The organism is Actinomadura coerulea, assembly GCF_014208105.1.
Classification (GTDB): Bacteria; Actinomycetota; Actinomycetes; order Streptosporangiales; family Streptosporangiaceae; genus Spirillospora; species Spirillospora coerulea.
Window position 1 is genome coordinate 3765593 of the sequence record NZ_JACHMQ010000001.1, and the last position, 17379, is coordinate 3782971.

17 protein-coding genes are annotated in these 17379 nt (G+C 74.6%); 14 read left to right on the forward strand and 3 right to left on the reverse strand.

Going from position 1 to position 17379, the window contains the following annotated elements:
• Positions 1–31: 31 nt before the first annotated feature.
• The 10 genes from BKA00_RS17295 to BKA00_RS17340 all read left to right on the forward strand — a co-directional run bounded on the left by BKA00_RS17295 (position 32) and on the right by BKA00_RS17340 (position 9609).
• Positions 32–1309 carry a sensor histidine kinase gene (locus tag BKA00_RS17295; protein ID WP_185026272.1) on the forward strand — a complete coding sequence of 426 codons (1278 nt, stop codon included), beginning with the start codon at positions 32–34 and terminating at the stop codon, positions 1307–1309.
• Positions 1306–1971, forward strand: a complete 666-nt coding sequence (locus tag BKA00_RS17300; RefSeq protein WP_185026274.1) for a response regulator transcription factor — start codon at positions 1306–1308, stop codon at positions 1969–1971. Before BKA00_RS17295 ends, BKA00_RS17300 begins: the two co-directional genes overlap by 4 nt.
• A gap of 150 nt (positions 1972–2121) precedes the next feature.
• On the forward strand, positions 2122–3069 hold the full coding sequence (locus BKA00_RS17305; RefSeq protein WP_185026276.1) for an alpha/beta hydrolase: 948 nt from the start codon (positions 2122–2124) through the stop codon (positions 3067–3069).
• Positions 3062–3208 (forward strand): hypothetical protein, encoded by a 147-nt coding sequence (locus BKA00_RS17310; protein WP_185026278.1) that lies wholly within the window; start codon positions 3062–3064, stop codon positions 3206–3208. Before BKA00_RS17305 ends, BKA00_RS17310 begins: the two co-directional genes overlap by 8 nt.
• Positions 3209–3594: 386 nt before the next feature.
• Entirely contained in the window at positions 3595–4620 is a 1026-nt protein-coding gene (locus tag BKA00_RS17315; protein WP_185026280.1) for an alpha/beta hydrolase, read from the forward strand.
• Between the two features lie 115 nt (positions 4621–4735).
• Entirely contained in the window at positions 4736–5863 is a 1128-nt protein-coding gene (locus BKA00_RS17320) for a PucR family transcriptional regulator (protein WP_185034371.1), read from the forward strand.
• 157 nt (positions 5864–6020) lie between these two features.
• Positions 6021–6950 carry an ACP S-malonyltransferase gene (locus tag BKA00_RS17325; protein ID WP_185026282.1) on the forward strand — a complete coding sequence of 310 codons (930 nt, stop codon included), beginning with the start codon at positions 6021–6023 and terminating at the stop codon, positions 6948–6950.
• Complete coding sequence (locus tag BKA00_RS17330) at positions 6947–7915, forward strand: beta-ketoacyl-ACP synthase III (RefSeq protein ID WP_185026284.1); 969 nt, start codon at positions 6947–6949, stop codon at positions 7913–7915. Before BKA00_RS17325 ends, BKA00_RS17330 begins: the two co-directional genes overlap by 4 nt.
• A 56-nt stretch (positions 7916–7971) precedes the next feature.
• Positions 7972–8223: an acyl carrier protein gene (locus tag BKA00_RS17335; RefSeq protein ID WP_185026286.1), complete on the forward strand. Its 252-nt coding sequence runs from the start codon at positions 7972–7974 to the stop codon at positions 8221–8223.
• Between the two features lie 78 nt (positions 8224–8301).
• Positions 8302–9609: a beta-ketoacyl-[acyl-carrier-protein] synthase family protein gene (locus tag BKA00_RS17340; protein WP_185026288.1), complete on the forward strand. Its 1308-nt coding sequence runs from the start codon at positions 8302–8304 to the stop codon at positions 9607–9609.
• A gap of 100 nt (positions 9610–9709) precedes the next feature.
• Here BKA00_RS17340 and BKA00_RS17345 read toward each other — a convergent pair whose 3' ends face one another.
• The 3 genes from BKA00_RS17345 to BKA00_RS17355 form a co-directional block, all read right to left on the reverse strand.
• The gene (locus BKA00_RS17345) at positions 9710–10867 is read right to left on the reverse strand and encodes a SpoIIE family protein phosphatase (protein WP_185026290.1); all 1158 of its coding nucleotides are present in this window, start codon (positions 10865–10867) and stop codon (positions 9710–9712) included.
• On the reverse strand, positions 10851–11678 hold the full coding sequence (locus tag BKA00_RS17350; RefSeq protein WP_185026292.1) for an alpha/beta fold hydrolase: 828 nt from the start codon (positions 11676–11678) through the stop codon (positions 10851–10853). Before BKA00_RS17350 ends, BKA00_RS17345 begins: the two co-directional genes overlap by 17 nt.
• Before the next feature lie 143 nt (positions 11679–11821).
• The gene (locus tag BKA00_RS17355; protein WP_185026294.1) at positions 11822–12316 is read right to left on the reverse strand and encodes a DUF3145 domain-containing protein; all 495 of its coding nucleotides are present in this window, start codon (positions 12314–12316) and stop codon (positions 11822–11824) included.
• A 331-nt stretch (positions 12317–12647) separates the two neighbouring features.
• On the opposite strand from BKA00_RS17355, the gene BKA00_RS17360 reads away from it, so the two are divergent.
• The 4 genes from BKA00_RS17360 to BKA00_RS17375 are packed head-to-tail and all read left to right on the forward strand — an operon-like array spanning position 12648 to position 17373.
• On the forward strand, positions 12648–13838 hold the full coding sequence (locus tag BKA00_RS17360; protein WP_185026296.1) for a S8 family peptidase: 1191 nt from the start codon (positions 12648–12650) through the stop codon (positions 13836–13838).
• A 33-nt stretch (positions 13839–13871) separates the two neighbouring features.
• Complete coding sequence (locus BKA00_RS17365) at positions 13872–14396, forward strand: RNA polymerase sigma factor (protein ID WP_230298706.1); 525 nt, start codon at positions 13872–13874, stop codon at positions 14394–14396.
• Complete coding sequence (locus BKA00_RS17370) at positions 14393–14839, forward strand: hypothetical protein (RefSeq protein ID WP_185026298.1); 447 nt, start codon at positions 14393–14395, stop codon at positions 14837–14839. Before BKA00_RS17365 ends, BKA00_RS17370 begins: the two co-directional genes overlap by 4 nt.
• Positions 14836–17373 (forward strand): CHAT domain-containing protein, encoded by a 2538-nt coding sequence (locus BKA00_RS17375; RefSeq protein ID WP_230298705.1) that lies wholly within the window; start codon positions 14836–14838, stop codon positions 17371–17373. Before BKA00_RS17370 ends, BKA00_RS17375 begins: the two co-directional genes overlap by 4 nt.
• Positions 17374–17379: the final 6 nt, after the last annotated feature.

Genomic DNA, 17379 nt, shown 5'->3' on the forward strand with positions numbered 1-17379 from the left:
GGCGAGACCGGAGCTCCCTAGCCTGGTGCTCATGGCCGGGGAGAATCTGACGCTGCGCGGCGTCCTGCGGGACGTGCTGCTCGCCGCCGCCGTGACCGGAAGGGCCGAACCGGCGCCGCTGAACCGGCCGTGGCCCCTGCCGCTGCGCTGGACGCGGTACATCGGCGTGGGGCGGCTGCCGTACGGGCTGGTGGCGAACCTGTTCGGGCTGGCCCTCGCCGTCGGGCTCGTCGCCGGGACGGTGTCGCTGCTGTCCACCGAGACGTTGCGGCGCGGGATCTACGTCTCCGACGGGACGAAGTTCCTCATCGCCGTCGCGGTGACGGCGCCGCTGGCGCTGCGCGACCGCCACCCGCTCGGCGCGTGGCGGCTGAGCTTCGCGGCGATGGCGCTGGTCGACGTCGGCGACTGGCTGACCGTCCCCTACGTCCCGGCGGGCGCGTTCACGGCGGTCGTGACCGTGTACACGGTCGCGGTGCGCTGTTCGCGCGACGTCACGCTGGGCGTCGCGATCATCTCGTTCACCGGGGTGTGGATCAAGGATCCGGCGTCCGGGGCCGGGGCGTCGGTGCTGCTCCTGCTGCCGCTGGCGGTGGGCTACGCGGTCCGCGTCCGGCAGACCTCGCGGCGCGAGCTGGCCGAGCAGGAGAGGCGGCACCAGGACGCCGAGGCGGTGCTGACCGAGCGGCAGCGGATCGCGCGGGAGCTGCACGACGTCGTCGCGCACCACATGTCGATGATCGCCATCCAGGCGGAGGCCGCCCCGTACAAGGTGGAGACCGTCCCGGACGAGACGCGCCGCGACCTCGCCGAGATCCGCGCGACCGCGCTGGACGCGCTGACGGAGCTGCGCCGCGTCCTCGGCGTGCTGCGCGCGGAGGACGGCGCCGAGACCGCCCCGCAGCCGAGCCTGGAGCGGCTGGACGAGCTCGTCGGCAACGCGCGCGGCGCCGGCCTGCGCGTCGAGACCCGGCTGGGCGGTGACCTGGCGGGCCTGCCCCCCGGGGTGGGGCTCACCGCGTACCGGATCCTCCAGGAGGCGCTGAGCAACGCCATGCGGCACGCGCCCGGTTCCCGCGTCGAGGTCGAGGTCTCCCGCGAGGGCGGCGTAGTGTGTCTCGGCGTCGTCAACGGCCCGCCCGCGGGCGGGCCGGGGTCCGTTCCGCCGCTTCCGGGCGGCGGCCACGGGCTGGTCGGGATGCGGGAGCGGGCCGCCGCGCTGGACGGCGAGCTGACCGCCCGCCCCACGTCCGAGGGAGGATTCGCCGTGACCGCATCGCTGCCGGTGAAGGCGCGGGAGGCGACGTGACGATCCGGGTCGTGATCGTCGACGACCAGGGCATGGTGCGCACCGGGTTCGGCGTGCTGCTCAACGCCCAGCCCGACATCGAGGTCGCGGGCGAGGCCGCCGACGGCGCGGAGGGGCTGCGCCGCGTCGCCGAGGTGCGTCCCGACGTGGTGCTGATGGACGTCCGGATGCCGGTGATGGACGGCCTGGAGGCGACCCGCCGGCTGCTCGCGGACGCCGGGGACGGCGCCCCCAAGGTCCTCATGCTCACGACGTTCGACCTGGACGACTACGTCTACGAGGCGCTGCGGGCCGGGGCCAGCGGGTTCCTGCTCAAGGACGCGTCCGCGACCGAGCTCGCCGACGCGGTCCGGGTGGTGGCGGCGGGCGACGCGCTGCTGTCCCCGTCGGTCACGCGGCGGCTCATCGCGGAGTTCTCCCGGCTCGGGGGCCCGCGCGCGCCGTCCCGCAAGCGGCTGGAGGAGCTGACCGAGCGGGAGACCGAGGTGCTCTCGCTGGTGGCGCGCGGCCTGTCCAACGGCGAGATCGCCGGGCGGCTCGTGGTCGCCGAGCAGACCGTCAAGACGCACTTCGGACGGATCCTGATGAAGCTCGGGCTCCGCGACCGCCCGCAGGCGATCGTCTACGCCTACGAGGTGGGGCTGGTGCGGCCCGGCGACTGACGCCGGGCGCCTCCCGTCATACCTGGGGCGCATGCCGTCATACCGGGGGCGCACGGCGCGGGACGGCACCGCGGGCCGATGTGCGCCAACACGTCTGATTCCTACCTTCCTGATCAGTGCTCCAACCGCTGACCAGGAAGGACCCGCCGGATGCCCAGCGTTCGCAGAACCGCCGCCGCCGTTTCGGTGCTGGCGGCCGCCGGCTCGACGGCCGCCGCGGGGCACGCCGAGGTGTACGCGCCGCCGACCCCGGCCCGCGCCCTGTCGGCGTCGGCCCTCGACGCCCGCTACCAGGCGACCGGCCGGGACATCACGCGCGCCCTGGCCACCGCGGCGCGCGTCCACGACACGGGACGGACACGGGCCCTGTCCGCGCTCCACGGGGCGGACCGGCGGTTCCTGTCGTTCGACCCGCGAGGCGACGGGCGCGCTGTGGAGGTCCTGGGCGACCTCAGGCACGCCCACCGGATCGCGGTGGTGGTGCCCGGCGCGGACAACTCGCTGGCCAACTACGACTCGCCCAAGTTCGTCGGAGGCGGCAGCCGGGCGCTCTACCGGCAGGCCCGCGCCGCCGCGCCCGGCGCGCGGATCGCCGTCATCGCCTGGCTCGGCTACGGCTCCCCTTCGACGCTGAGCGCCGGCGCCCTGACGAGCGGACGTGCGGAGGAGGGCGCGCGGAGTCTCGCACGCCTCCTCGCCGGCGTGCACGCGGTGAACGGGCGGGCCCGGTTCGCCCTGCTCTGCCACAGCTACGGCTCGGTGCTCTGCGGCAGGGCCGCCCGGCGGCTGGCGCCCCTGCCGGTGGACGACATCGCCCTGTTCGGCAGCCCCGGAACGACCCTGCGCCACGCCTCCGACCTCGGGACGTCCGCGCGGGTCTGGGCGGGCAGGTCGAGGGGCGACTGGGTGCGGTACGTCCCCCATGTTCGGTTCGCCGGGCTGGGGTTCGGCGCCGATCCCGCCTCGCCCGGTTTCGGCGCCCTGCGCTTCGACGCCGGGACGGGCCCGCACAGCGGCTACCTGATGCCCGGCTCCCTCGCGCTGCGCAACCTCACCCTGATCGCTCTCGGCCGCGACGCGGAGGTCGCCCATGCCTGAGGACCGGAGCCACGACGAATACGGAGAACGCGACCGGGCCGTGGACGCCCTGCAGACGCTCACCGTGCTCTTCCTCATCGCCGGATACTCGGCGTGGTTCCTCTGCGTCTACGCGGCGACGCTTCTGGACGGGCCCTGACCCGCTGGACGCGACACGCCGGGGCGCGGTCGGCGATCACGGCGGCCAACCGCTCCGCCATGGGGAGCTACCTCTGGCACCAGACCGTAATGATCTTCGTCACCGTGGGGGCGCTGCTCGCGTTCGGTAGGCTGACCTGGGTTGCACCGTTCCCGACCAGCCGGAATGGATCGCCGAGCGCCTCGCGTGGCTGGTCGCCTTCGGCGGCGCGCTCGCCGCCGGCCGGGCACTGGCCGCCGCCATCGCGCGACCGCGGCGGCACGCGCGGGACACCACCCGAGGGAACCATCCCCGTCCCCCGCCCGTACTTCCGCAGAGGCGTCTCCTGATCCACCGGGGGTGAGCCGAACCCACGCTGAACGATCTCCGATGGTAGAAAGGCGCCGATGCCGCCGCACCTCACGACGACCTCGCCGCGCCCCGCGCGACGGCAGGCCCGCCGCCTCCGCCGGGCCACCGCCGCCGCGGCGTCCATCGGGGTGGTGCTGCTGACGACCGCCGGGACGGGCCATGCCGACCCTTACGCGGCGCCCGTCGCGGTCCCGGGGATGGCGCCGTCGACGCTGGACGTCCGGTACGCCGCCGAGCGCCGGTCCATCGAGGAGGCCCTCAAGACGGCGGAGAAGGTCGGCGACACCGACCGGCGGAGGACGCTCGGCGCGTTCCTCCAGCCCGGACGCCGCTTCCTCTACTTCGATCCGCGCGGCCGCGGGCGGGCCATCGAGGTCGTCGGCGACCTCACCCGGGCCCGGCGGGTCGCGGTGCTCGTCCCCGGCGCCGACACCACGCTGTCCACGTTCGACAAGCGGGGCGGCAAGCCCTGGTCGACGCCCGGCGGGGGCGCACGCGCCGTCTACCAGCAGGCCCGCTCCCTGTCGCCCGAGCCCGGCCTGGCGGTCGTCGCCTGGCTCGGCTACGCGGCGCCCAAGACGTTCAGCAGCGACGTCCTCACCGCCGAGCGGGCCGCCGAAGGCGCCGTCCGGCTCCGCAAGTTCATGAAGGGCGTCCACCAGGTCAACCCCGGTGCGAGCGTGGGCCTGCTCTGCCACAGCTACGGCTCGGTGGTCTGCGGCCAGGCCGCCCTGGGCGGTTCCAACCGTGCCGCCTGGAAACAGGTCACCGACATCGCCCTCTACGGCAGCCCGGGGACGACCGCCTGGTCGGCGTCCAGGCTGGGCGGGACGACCCGCGTCTGGGCGGGACGGGGCTCGACCGACTGGATGGAGGACGTCCCGCACGTGCGGTTCCTCGGGCTCGGGCTCGGTCCCGACCCGGTCTCCACCGGGTTCGGCGCCCGGGTCTTCGAGACCGGGCAGGGCGGCCACAGCGACTACCTCGCCCCGCGCTCGGCGTCGCTGCGCAACCTCACCGACATCGCGCTCGGGCGCGCCTCCGCGGTGACCCCCGGCTGACCCGGTTTACCGACTTCCGGTTAGGACACCGCAGGTGTGGTGGCACTCTGTTGTGGTGAACACCGCGAACGAGGCCGAGATCCGCGAGCAGACCACCCAGCGTCTGGAGAAGGCGATGGGGACATTCGGCACCGCGGCGCTGACCAGCATGGAGGAGCAGCTCCCCTGGTTCCGGCGCATGCCCGCCGACCAGCGCTCCTGGATCGGCCTCGTGGCGCAGGCCGGCATCGCCGCGTTCGTGGAGTGGTTCAAGAGCAACGAGCGGAGCCGCCCGGCCATCGCCGGGGAGGTGTTCGGCACCGCGCCCCGCGAGTTGCTGCGCTCCATCAAGCTCCAGCACACCATCGACATGATCCGCGTCATCATCGACGTGGTGGAGACCCGGCTCGGCGAGCTCGCCGCGCCCGGCGGCGAGGCCCAGCTGCGCGAGGCCATCCTGCGCTACACCCGGGACGTGGCGTTCGGCGCCGCCCAGGTCTACGCCCGCGCCGCCGAGACGCGCGCCGCCTGGGACGCCCGCCTGGAGGCCCTCGTCGTCAACGCGGTGCTGCGCGACGAGGTCGACGACGGCATGCACTCCTGGGCCGCCGCGCTCGGCTGGACGTCCAAGCCCGTCACCGTCATCGCCGGCTTCACCCCGGAGGACGAGGAGCCCGAGGTCACCATCGACCAGATGCAGCTGGCCGCGCGCCGCGCCCGCGCCGACGTGCTGGCCGGCGTCCAGGGGCACCGCGTCGTGGTGATCGTGGGCGGCGACACCGACCCCATGGAGGCCGCCCGCCCGATCGCCGCCAAGTGCGGGCCCGGGCCGGTCGTCGTCGGCCCCCAGGTCGCCGACCTCTACGAGTCCACGACGTCGGCCCGCGCCGCCGTCGCCGGGCTGCGGGCCGCCTCCGGGTGGCCGGACGCGCCCCGCCCCGTCCTCGCCACCGAGCTCCTCCCCGAGCGCGCCCTAGACGGCGACGACGACGCGCGCCGCTACCTGGTGGACGGTGTCTACAACCCGATGCTCGCCGCCGGGGCCCCTCTCCTGGACACCCTCACCACCTACCTCGAACAGGGATCGTCGCTGGAGGCCACGGCCCGGCTCCTGTTCGTCCACCCCAACACCGTCCGCTACCGGCTGCGCCGCGTCGCCGAGCTGACCGGCCTGGCCCCCACCGACGGCCGCAACGCCTTCACCCTCCGCATCGCCCTGGTCCTCGGCCGCTTCCACGCCCGCGCCGCCAGGACGACCGGGTAGCGGGGACCCTCGGGAGTGAGGAGCGTCGCACCGAGGGTCTCAGCCCGAGCTACAGGCGCTCACCAGGGTTTCTTGTAGAGGTCGTACAAAGCGCCAAGACCAAAGTTCGTCGTGATCGGCATCGTGGGCGCGGGCACATGACGGCAGGCTGGACGCTGTGATTCTCCTCGCATCGCCCGGCCAGGGCGCCCAGACCCCCGGCTTCCTGCAGCCATGGCTAGAGAAACCCGGAGTCGCCGACCGGTTCGCCTGGTGGTCGGCGGTCACGGGTCTGGACCTGGTGCGCTACGGGACGTCCGCGGACGCCGAGGAGATCCGCGACACCGCGGTCGCGCAGCCGCTGCTCGTCGCCGCCGCGATCGCCGCGGCCGAGGCCCTCTACGACGGCGCGCCGGGCGGGAGGACCGGGCCGGACGCCGTCGCCGGGCACAGCGTCGGCGAGCTGGCCGCCGCCGCGATCGCCGGGGTGCTGACCCCCGAGGCCGCGCTGGTCCTCGTCCGGGAGCGGGGCCGGGCGATGGCCGAGGCCGCCGCCGTCACCGAGACCGGCATGACGGCCGTGCTCGGCGGCGAGGCCGACGAGGTCCTCGCCGCGATCGACAAGCACGGGCTCACCCCCGCCAACGTCAACGGCGCCGGGCAGGTCGTCGCCGCCGGGACGACCGAGCGGCTCGCGAAGTTCGCCGACGAGCCGCCCGCCAAGGCGCGGCTGAGGCCGCTGTCGGTCGCGGGCGCCTTCCACACCGAGCACATGGAGCCCGCCGTCGGCGTCCTGCGCCGACTGGCGCCCGGCGTGCCCGTCGCCGACCCGCGGGCCGCGCTGCTCCAGAACCGCGACGGCGCCGTCGTCGACAGCGGCCGCGACTTCGTCGCCCGGCTCGTCGAGCAGGTCAGCGCCCCCGTCCGCTGGGACGCGTGCATGGAGACCATGCGGGAGATCGGCGTCACCGGGATCATCGAGCTGCCGCCCGCCGGGACGCTCGTCGGGCTGGCCCGGCGCGAGCTGAAGGGCATCGAGCTGGTCGCCCTCAAGACCCCCGCCGACCTGGACAAGGCCCGCGAGCTGATCGAGGCGGACGCGTCATGACCGCCGGGCTCACCATCCCCGAGGCGGCGCCCGGCGCCCGCGTCCTCGCGTTCGGCGACTACCGCCCCGCCCGCATCGTCACCAACGACGACCTCGCGCGCACCGTCGACACCAACGACGAGTGGATCCGCAGCCGCGTCGGCATCTCCGAGCGGCGCATCGCCGGCGACGACGAGGGCATCGTCGAGCTCGGCGTGCACGCCGCCGGCAAGGCGCTGGCGAACAGCGGCCTCGCCCCCTCCGACATCGACCTGGTGATCCTGGCGACCTGCTCGGCGGAGACGCCGATGCCGGGCCACGCCGCGCAGGTCGCGCACCGCCTCGGCATCGAGGCGCCCGGCGCCTTCGACCTCAACGCCGCCTGCGCCGGCTTCTGCTACGCGCTCGGCACCGCCAGCGCCGCGGTCCGGGCCGGCAGCGCCCGCAACGTGCTGGTCATCGGCGCCGAGAAGATGTCCCAGTGGATCGACTGGACCGACCGCTCCACCTGCATCATCTTCGCCGACGGCGCGGGCGCGGCGGTCGTCGCGCCCAGCGAGGCGCCCGGCATCGGCCCCGTCGTGTGGGGCAGCGCCGGCGACAAGTACGACAAGATCATCATTGATGACCGCAACTCGTTCATCCGGCAGGAGGGGCAGGCGGTCTTCCGCTGGGCCACCACCGCCATCGCGCCGATCGCGCTCCAGGCGTGCGAGCGGGCCGGGGTCAAGCCCGAGGAGCTCGCCGCCGTCGTCCCGCACCAGGCCAACCTGCGGATCATCGAGGCGATCGCCCGCAAGGTGAAGGCGTCCAACGCCGTCGTCGCCAACGACATCGTGCAGTCCGGCAACACCTCGGGCGCCTCGATCCCGCTGGCGCTGTCCCGAATGATCGAACGCGGCGACGTGCCGTCCGGCGCCCCGGCCCTGCTGGTCGGGTTCGGCGCCGGGCTGTCCTACGCTGCCCAAGTCATCCAGATCCCGTAGGCCGTCACGCCTGCTCGGAGCCTCTGGACCAACCCACCGAAGGAGAACGCAGAACCATGGCAGTCGCCACCGAACAGCAGATCCTGGACGGCCTCGCCGAGATCATCGACGAGATCGTCGGCATCGACAAGTCCGAGGTCACCCCGGAGAAGAACTTCATCGACGACCTCGACATCGACTCGCTGTCGATGGTGGAGATCGCGGTGGCCGCCCAGGACCGGTTCAACGTCGAGATCCCCGACGACGAGCTGCGCAACCTGAAGACGGTCAAGGACGTCGTCAACTTCGTCCAGAACCTGCAGAGCTGAGCCGCGGGAGGGCGCGCCGCCGCCCGGGAGGCGGCGCGCCCTTCCTCCTCCCCTCACAGTCCGCAAGGAGCACGAACTATGAGCAAGAGCCAGACCAGGGTCGTGGTGACCGGTCTCGGTGCAACGACCCCACTCGGCGGCGACATGCCGTCGACCTGGTCCGCCCTGCTCGCCGGCGAGTCCGGTATCCGCAAACTGGACTGGGAGGGGGTCGAGGACCTGCCGGTCCAGTTCGCCGCGACCCTGAAGGTCGACCCGTCCGAGGTGATGCCGAAGCAGAACCTGCGCCGCCTCGACCGCAACCAGGCGATCGCCCTGATCGCCGCGCGCGAGGCGTGGGCCTCCGCCGGGTTCGCCGTGCCGGCGGGCGGCAAGGGCCAGAAGGGCATGGACCGCCCCGGCGTCGACGGCGGCTTCACCGTGGACGGCGAGCGCCTCGGCGTGGTGCTGTCCAGCGGCATCGGCGGCCTGCACACCGCCCTCAACAGCTACGACGTCTTCCGGGAGAAGGGCTGGTCGCGGGTCTCGCCCTTCACTGTCCCGATGCTGATGCCGAACGGCGCCTCCGGGCACGTCGGCATCGAGTTCGGCGCGATGGCAGGCTCGCACGCGCTGGTCAGCGCGTGCGCGTCCAGCGGCGAGGCCGTCGGGTACGCCATCGACATGATCCGCGCGGGCCGCGCCGACGTGGTGATCTGCGGCGGCACCGAGTCGTGCATACACCCGCTGCAGATGGCCTCGTTCGGGGCCATGCGGGCGATGTCGACCCGCAACGAGGAGCCGGCGCGCGCGTCCCGGCCCTACGACAAGAACCGCGACGGCTTCGTGCTCGGCGAGGGCGCCGCCGTGATGATCCTCGAATCGGAGGAGCACGCCCGCGCCCGCGGCGCGGAGATCCACGGCATCGCGGCCGGCTGCGGCTACTCCGGCGACGCCTACGACATCGTGCTGCCCGACCCGTCCGGCTCCGGGCAGGCCAAGGCGATGCAGCGGGCCCTCAAGGACGCGGGCCTGGAGCCCGCCGACCTCGTCCACATCAACGCGCACGCCACCTCCACGCCCGCCGGCGACGTCGCGGAGCTCGCCTCCATCAAGGCGGGGCTCGGCGAGGAGGCCGCGCGCCAGGTGGTCATCACCGCGACCAAGTCGATGACCGGGCACCTGCTCGGCGGCGCCGGCGCGCTCGAATCGATCTTCACGGTCCTCGCGCTCAAGGAGGGCCGCGTCCCGTTCGTGGCCAACCTGGAGGACCTCGACGACGAGGTCGACCTCGACATCGCGCGCGACGAGCCCCGCAAGCTGCCGGACGGCCCGGCGGCGGCGCTCAACAACTCGTTCGGATTCGGCGGGCACAACGTGTCGGTCGCCTTCCAGCGCGCTCTCTGACCGTCTCGTCCGAACGGCCCGGCAGGCTTCCCGCCCGCCGGGCCGTTCGCGCGTGCGCGGGTTCCGCCGGCACCGGTCCGCCGCCGGCCGTGATCAGGGCCTACGGGACCCTGAGGGTGACGAGCGCGATGTCGTCGCGCGGCACGCCGTCCTGGAAACCGAGGACGCGGTCGACGATCCGGGCGGTGATGGCGCCCGCGTCGGAGGCCCGCGCGTCGGACAGCAGGCCGGCGAGCCGGTCCTCGCCGAAGAACTCCCGGTCGCGGCGCGCCTCGCTGACGCCGTCGGTGAAGAACAGCACGGCGTCGCCGGACCGCAGCTCAACGGTCTCGTCGGTCAGCACCACGTCGTCGAGCACGCCGAGCAGGTCGCCGGGGCGGCCGATGGGGCGGACCTCACCGGAGGAGGCGGCCAGGATCGGCGCGGGGTGGCCGCCGAGCGAGACCGTCAGGAGCGGCCCGCCGCCGGGGCCGCTCTCGATGCCCGCGTAGACGGCGGTACAGAACCGCTCCGCGTCGTGGCCCAGCAGAGACGAGTTCAGCTTCCGGAGGACGTCGGCGGGCGATTCGGCCTCCGTGGCGACGGCCCGCACCGTGTACCGCGCCAGGCTCGTCACCACCGCGGCCTCGACTCCCTTGCCGCACACGTCCCCCAGTACCAGCCCCCATCGGCCGGGGGAGATCTCGAAGACGTCGTAGAAGTCCCCTCCGACCTCGTCGCCCGCCCCGGCCGGACGGTAGGCGTCGCCCACCTCCAGGCCGGGCACCGGCGGCAGCACGGGCGGGATGAAGCTGCGCTGCAGGGTCTCGGCGAGCCGCCGGGCGCGCGCCTCCGACTCACGCGCGCGCCGGCGGGCGTACAGGAGCTCCCGCTCGTACTCCCGGCGGTCGATGGCGCGGAAGACGCACACCCGGACGCCGGGGGCCCCGTCCGGCTCCTCCGGCCGCAGCGTCGAGTTGACCAGCACGGGCAGCCGCTCGCCGCCCGCGCACCTCAGGTCGACGGCGATCTCGCGGACCTCGCCCTGCATCGTGAGCAGCGGCCTGAAGTGCGTCTCGTAGTAGATGCGGTCCCCGACGGGGAGCAGCTCCTGGAAGCGCGTGCCGTCGAGCAGGTCTTCGGCGCGGTAGCCCGTCCAGTCGAGCAGCGTCTGGTTGACCTTGGTGATCGTCCCTGGAGGAGTCAGCGACAGGTAGCCGCAGGGGGCGTGCTCGTACAGGTCCCGCAGCCGGGCGAGCTCCTCATCCGTGCCGGACATCGGGGCCACTCGGGACCTTCCTCAGAAAGGCCTTGATCGCCGCGATCGTCTCCTCGGGCGCGCTCAGGTTGGGGCAGTGCCCGGTCGCGCGCAGCCGCACGAGCTCGCTTCCGGGGATGGCACCGTGCACGTAGTCCCCCACCGCCTCGGGAGCGATGATGTCCTCCGAGCACTGCAGAACCAGTGTCGGAACGTTCAGCACGGGCAGGTCGGCCCGGTTGTCGGACAGGAAGGTCACGCGCGCGAACTGGCGCATGATGTCGGGGTCGGTGCGGCAGAAGGAGTTGGTCAGCTCCCGGCCCAGCTCCGGCCGTTCCGGGTTCCCCATGATCAGCGGCCCCATCCGGCTGGACCAGCCGAGGAAGTTGCTCTCCAGCGACTCCAGGAGCTCGGTGATGTCGGCGCCGGTGAACCCGCCGACGTAGTCCCCGTCGTCGACGTAGCGGGGAGAGGGGCCGACCAGCACGAGGCGGGCGAAGCGGTCCGGCTCCCGGTTGGCCGCCAGCACCCCGATCATCGCGCTGACGGAGTGCCCGACGAAGATCACGTCCCGCAGGTCCAGCTCGTGGACGATGTCCAGCACGTCGTCGGCGTAGGCGTCCAGGGTGCCGTACCGGTCGGCCGAGTAGGCCGACACGTCCGAGTTCCCCAACCCGACGTGGTCGAAGAGGACGACCCGGTGGTCGGCCTCGAAGGCCGGCGCGGTGAGCCGCCACATCGTCTGGTCGCAGCCGAACCCGTGCGCGAAGAGCATGGGCTGCGCGGACCGTCGGCCCAGGTCCTGCACGTTGTTGCGGCTCAAAGCGGACATCTACTCAACGTGCCCCGGGCTCCCGTTTCCACACCTCACGGGCGCCCGGCGGCGGGCGGGACCGCCTCCCGGTGACGGGGACCGTACGGGTCGCGGGACGGGTACGCGCTCCGCGCGGGCGGCGCCGGCCGCGCCGCGGTCCGTCAGACGGCGGCGTGCAGCCAGCGGACGGGGGCGCCGTCGCCGGCCCTGCGGAAGGGCTCCAGCTCGTTGTCCCACGGCGTGCCGAGCAGCCGGTCGAGCTCCTGCTCCAGCGTCGCCTTGCCGACGGCGGCGTTCGCCATCACCGCGCGGAGCCGGTCCTCGGGGACCATGATGTCGCCGCTGGCGCCGATGACCCCGGTGAACACCCCGAGGGTCGGGGTGAAGCTGAAGCGGACGCCGTCGGTGCCGGGCGTCGGATCCTCGGTGGCCTCGAACCGCACCAGTTTCCAGTTGCGCAGCGCGGAGGTGATGCCCGCGGCGGTACCGGGCCTGCCCTCCCAATGCAGCTCGGCGCGCAGGGTTCCGGGCGCGGCCGGCTGATCTGCCCACTCAAGGGAAACGGGCACCCCGAGAACACCTGCGGCGGCCCACTCGATGTGCGGGCTCAGCGCAGGTGGCGCGGAGTGGACGTAAAAAACGCCACGTGCGGTCACCGGACCTCCTGGATCTGTACCGAGGCTCGTCTTCCCCTACGGCCTCGTACGTCCCAAGTCGGCGTCCGCGTCCCTCATTGTGCATCATCGGCCGGAGTCGCACCACCGCGAGTTCGCAGTTTGTTGAACGCTTGAACACAGGATGCACATCGTTCACCCGGCACCTCCGTCAAGATCCACTATTGCGAAGGGGACGGAGGTGTGCGTCCCCGCCGGAGTGAGTCTCGTCACGGATGCCACCATCGGCCACGTTCCGCATGTTCGCTGCCACGCAGCGTCATCATTCCGGCACGATGAGCGGAAACGGTCGGTCCGGCGGAGGCGAGGCTCGATGTTCGATCAACAGGCGCGGTTGGACCGGGTGCTGGCCCGGCACGCGGACGCGGTCGTGGTGGAACCGCTGCCGGGGCGGCCGGCGCTGATCCGCCGGGACGAGATCCTGGTCGCCGGGCGGGACGCCGGCGCGGCCGAGTCGCTGGTCCGGCGCTGGTACGACTCGCGCCACGACGAGGGCGGCGTCACGCGGCTGCGCCTGCGCGCCCCCGCGAAGGTCGACGTGTGCGAGCTGGCGGCCGTCCTCGGCAACGCCGACCGGCGGCACCGGAGGCTGAGCGCCGCGCCGAACCACCTCGTCCTCGGCCAGCCGATGTGGTGGAGCGGGCCCGCGGACCTGCCCCGGCCGGCTCCACCCGTGCCCGCGCCGCGGCGCGGGCCGGTCCGGCGGGACGTGACGGTCGCGGTCCTGGACACCGGCCTGTCGCCGCACCCCTGGTACGAGGGCGAGGAGTGGTACCGCGAGCAGCGCGACGAGGTGGCCGAGACCCTGGACGCCGATCTGGACTTCGCGCTGGACGCGCAGGCGGGGCACGGCACGTTCATCGCGGGCGTCGTGCTGTCGCAGGCGCCGTCCGCCGACCTGCGGGCCCGCCGCGTGCTCGACGGCCACGGGATCGGCGACGAGCTGGACGTGATCCGGGCGCTGGAGTGGCTCGCCGCCTGGGGCCGCGCCGACATCGTCAACATCTCGCTCGGCTGCCACACCTACGACGACCGGCCCTCGCCGGTGCTCTCCCAGGCGATCGCCGCGCTCGGCCGCCGCACGGTCGTCGTGGCGTGCGCGGGGAACGCGGCCACGGACCGCCCGTTCTGGCCCGCCGCGATGAAGCCGGTCATCGGCGTCGCCGCCCTGGACGGCGACGACCGGGCCTGGTTCTCCAACCACGGATGGTGGGTGGACGCGTGCGCGCAGGGCGTCGGCGTGGCCAGTTCCTTCGTCCGGTTCGACGGCCCCCGGCCCGCGGCGGGCGGCTCCGACCCCGACCGGTTCGACGGCTACGCGACATGGAGCGGGACGTCGTTCGCGACGCCGGTCGTGGCGGGACGGATCGCCGCCCTCGCCGCGCAGGAGGGCATCGAGGCGGCCGCGGCGGCCGACCGCGTGCTCGATCCCGCGCTGCACCCGGTACTTCCGGGCCTCGGCACCCAAGTGCACACCGTGTCATCGATCGATGCCATAGGGTGAAGGGGGAGCGGGGGGCCTCGGGAGGAGACTTCGGTGGCCCGTAGGGACGATACGGACGAGCTGGTGGTCCGGGCACGCGACGGCGACGGTGACGCGTGGGCCCGGCTGGTCGAGCGGCACAGCGGGCTGCTGTGGTCGATCGCCCGCTCGTACGGTTTGAACGACGCCGACGCGGGCGACGCGGTGCAGACCACGTGGCTGCGGCTGGTGGAGCGGATCGACGAGCTCCGCGAGCCCGCCGCGGCCGCATGCTGGCTGGCCACGACGGCGCGCCACGAGAGCTTACGGCTGGCGCGCCGGCGCGGCCGCGCGCTGCCGACCGTGCCAGCGCCGCGCGAGCCGGAGCCCGACCCCGCGCGGGTCGTCGCGGCGCGCGAGCGGCTCGGCATGGTCGGAGCGGCGCTGGAGCGGCTGCCGCTGCGCTGCCGGACGCTGCTGCGGCTGTTCGCGCTCGCGCCGAGCCACGCCGAGCTGGCCGCCGCCCTCGGGATCCCCGTCGGCAGCGTCGGCCCGACGCGGGCGCGCTGCCTGGAGTCGCTGCGGAGGCTCGTCCCGTGAACGACGACGAGCTGATGGCGGGGGTCCGCGCGACGTTCCAGATCCTCGACCCGGTGCCGGCGGCGGTCCTCGCGGCGGCCCGCGCGTCGATCGCGTGGCGGGCGCCGGCCGCGCGGCTGGCGGAGCTGGAGCACGACCGGGGCGGCCGCGCGGCCGGGGTGCGCGGCGGCCGGGCCCGGACGCTGACCTTCACCTGCCCGGACGCGACGGTCGAGATCGAGGTGTCGCCGGACGGGCGGTTCCGGGAGATCCACGGGCGGCTCGTCCCGTCCGCGGCGGCGCTCGTGGAGGTCCGGCACCGCGACCTGCCGCCCGGCGGGATCACGGCGCGCACGGAGCCGGCGGGGATGTTCTGGCTGCCGCGCGTGCCGGCCGGGCTGGTGAGCCTGATCCTGCGGCTGGACGACGGCACGTCGGTCGTCACGAGCTGGATCCGGCTGTGACCGGGCGGGACGAGCGCGTCCTGCTGCGGATGGCGGCGACCGACCCCGCGACCGCCCTCACGCGGGCGCTCGCGCTGCTGGAGGACGGCGGCGGGATCCTGCCGCTGCGCGTGGCCGGCCTGGCGGCCAAGGAGCTGGGCAGGCTGGACGAAGGCCTCGCCTTCCTCCGGCGCGCCCTGGAACTCGCCTCCGGGAGCGACGCGTACGCGGCGGCGCAGGTGCGGATGAACCTCGTCGGGCTGCTCACGGCGCGCGGTGACGTCACCGAGGCGCTCGCCCACGCGCGGCGGGCGGAGGCCGTCCTGCACGGGCCCGACGCCGACCGCCTGGCCGCGAACAAGGCGGGCGCCCTGGCACGGGCCGGACGTCTGGACGAGGCGCACGAAGTCGCCGTGCGGGCCCTGCCCCGGTTACGCGCCGGGCACGATCCCGCGGCGCTCAACGGCCTGCTCACCAACCTCGGCCTGGCGCGGGTCTTCCGCGGCGACTACGACGGCGCGGAGGAGGCGCTGACCGAGGCAGTCGCCGTCGGCGAGGCCGCCGGGTTACGCCACCAGACGGCCATGGCGAAGGGGAACCTGGCCTTCACGGTGTCGCGGCGCGGCGACGTCCCGCGCGCGCTCCGTCTCTTCGCGGAGGCCGAACAGGGCCTGACCGGGGAGCGCCTGGCGCAGTGCCGGTTCGACCAGGCGGAGACGCTCATCATGGCGGGTCTGCCAGGTGAGGCGCGCCCCGTCCTCACCGCCGCCCTGGACGCGGCCACGGCGAACGGTTACCGGTGTGACACGGCCGACGGCTACCTTCTCCTCGCCCACGCCGAGCTGGCCGACGGCAACGCGGAGGAGGCCACCGTGGCGGCGGAGCGGGCCCGCACGAGGTTCACCGAGCAGCAGCGCACCGGATGGGCGCTGCTGGCCGACCACGTGCTGCTCAAGGCCCGGTGGGCGTCCGGTGAGCGGTCCCCCGTCCTGCTGCGCTCGGCCACCGCCGCGGCGGAGCGGCTGGAAGGCGGCGGGTGGGCGGACGCCGCCGACGAGGCCCGTATCGTCGCCGCGCGCGTGGCGCTGTCGCTGGGCCGGCCGGCGGGCCATCTGCTGGCCTCCGTCCGGCGGACGAGCGGCCCGGCCTCGGGCAGGATCGCCGCCTGGCACGCGACGGCCCTCGAACACTCCTCCCGGGACGCCCGCAAGGGCGCGCTGGCGGCGGTCAGGGCCGGGCTGGAGGTGACCGAGGAGCACGCGGAGGCGCTGGACGCGCTCGACCTGCGCGCCCGCGCGGCGGGTCTCGCCGCGGAACTGGCGGAGCTCGGGCTCCGCCTGTCCGGGTCGGCGCGAGAGCTGCTCGCCGTGGAGGAGCGGCGGCGGGCGATCGCGCGGCCGGTCCGGGTCCGCCCGCCCAGGGACCCCGAGCGGGCCGCGGCGCTGACCGCGCTGCGGGCCCTCAGCGTCGACCGCACGGCCGACACCGCGCGCGGCGGGGCCGCGCCCGCGCCCCCGGCCGACACCGCCGCGCTGGAGGCGGACCTGACCGCGCTGGAGGGCAAGATCCGCGACCGGACGCGCCGCCGCCCGTCCGGCGCGTCCCCGGGCCGGCCCGCCGCGCCCGGCGCCGTCGCCGCCGCGCTCGGCGACCGCGCCCTCGTCGAGCTGATCGCGATCGGCGGCGAACTGCACGCCGTCACCGTCGCGCGCGGCCGCGTCCGCCGCCACCGCCTCGGCACGGGCGAGGCGGCACGGCGCGAGACCGGCCTGCTCCGCTTCGCCGCGTGCCGCCTCGCCGAGGACGGCGGGCCTCCGGCGCCGTCCTCGCTCACGGGCGCGGCCGAACGCCTCGACCGCCTCCTGTTCGCCGCGCTCCGCCCCTTCCTCGGCGACCGTGAGCTGGTCATCGCCCCGACGGGGGCACTGCACGGTCTGCCGTGGGCCGCGCTCCCGTCCCTGGCGGGGCGCCCGTTCACGGTCGTCCCGTCCGCCGGGGCCTGGCTCCACGCCCGCACGCGGGCCCCGTCCGGCGGGCACACCGTCCTTGTGGCGGGCCCCGATCTCCTGCACGCCGACCGCGAGATCGCCGCCCTGCGCCGCCTGCGCCCCGGCGCCGCCGTCCTGGACGGCCCGGACGCCCGCGCCGAACCCGTCCGCGACGCCCTGGAAGGGGCCGCCCTCGCCCACATCGCCGCCCACGGCGAGTTCCACCAGGGCAACGCCCTGTTCTCCCGGCTGCGCCTGGCCGACGGCCCCCTCATGGTCCACGACCTGGACGAGCTGGCCGATCCGCCGCACCTGATCGTCCTGTCCGCGTGCGACATCGGCCGCGGCGACGAGGGGGACGCCGTGCTCGGCATGGCCGGCGCCCTGCTGGCGCTCGGCACCGCCACCGTGATCGCCAGCGTCCTGCCCGTCCGGGACGACGCGACCCCGGCCTTCATGACCGCGTTCCACACCGCGCTGGCGGCCGGGCAGACCCCCTCGCGGGCGCTGGCCGCCACCGCCCGGACCCCTGCCACGACCGGTTTCCTGGCCATGGGCGCGGGCTGAAGGCGG

What these genes read in the sequence shown, in the direction of transcription:
- BKA00_RS17295 (WP_185026272.1), top strand. Translation starts at nt 32, where the DNA reads ATGGCCGGGGAGAATCTGACGCTGCGCGGCGTCCTGCGGGACGTGCTG.
- BKA00_RS17305 (WP_185026276.1), top strand. Translation starts at nt 2,122, where the DNA reads ATGCCCAGCGTTCGCAGAACCGCCGCCGCCGTTTCGGTGCTGGCGGCC.
- BKA00_RS17310 (WP_185026278.1), top strand. Translation starts at nt 3,062, where the DNA reads ATGCCTGAGGACCGGAGCCACGACGAATACGGAGAACGCGACCGGGCC.
- BKA00_RS17315 (WP_185026280.1), top strand. Translation starts at nt 3,595, where the DNA reads ATGCCGCCGCACCTCACGACGACCTCGCCGCGCCCCGCGCGACGGCAG.
- BKA00_RS17320 (WP_185034371.1), top strand. Translation starts at nt 4,736, where the DNA reads ATGGGGACATTCGGCACCGCGGCGCTGACCAGCATGGAGGAGCAGCTC.
- BKA00_RS17330 (WP_185026284.1), top strand. Translation starts at nt 6,947, where the DNA reads ATGACCGCCGGGCTCACCATCCCCGAGGCGGCGCCCGGCGCCCGCGTC.
- BKA00_RS17335 (WP_185026286.1), top strand. Translation starts at nt 7,972, where the DNA reads ATGGCAGTCGCCACCGAACAGCAGATCCTGGACGGCCTCGCCGAGATC.
- BKA00_RS17340 (WP_185026288.1), top strand. Translation starts at nt 8,302, where the DNA reads ATGAGCAAGAGCCAGACCAGGGTCGTGGTGACCGGTCTCGGTGCAACG.
- BKA00_RS17345 (WP_185026290.1), bottom strand. Translation starts at nt 10,867, where the DNA reads ATGTCCGGCACGGATGAGGAGCTCGCCCGGCTGCGGGACCTGTACGAG.
- BKA00_RS17350 (WP_185026292.1), bottom strand. Translation starts at nt 11,678, where the DNA reads ATGTCCGCTTTGAGCCGCAACAACGTGCAGGACCTGGGCCGACGGTCC.
- BKA00_RS17360 (WP_185026296.1), top strand. Translation starts at nt 12,648, where the DNA reads ATGTTCGATCAACAGGCGCGGTTGGACCGGGTGCTGGCCCGGCACGCG.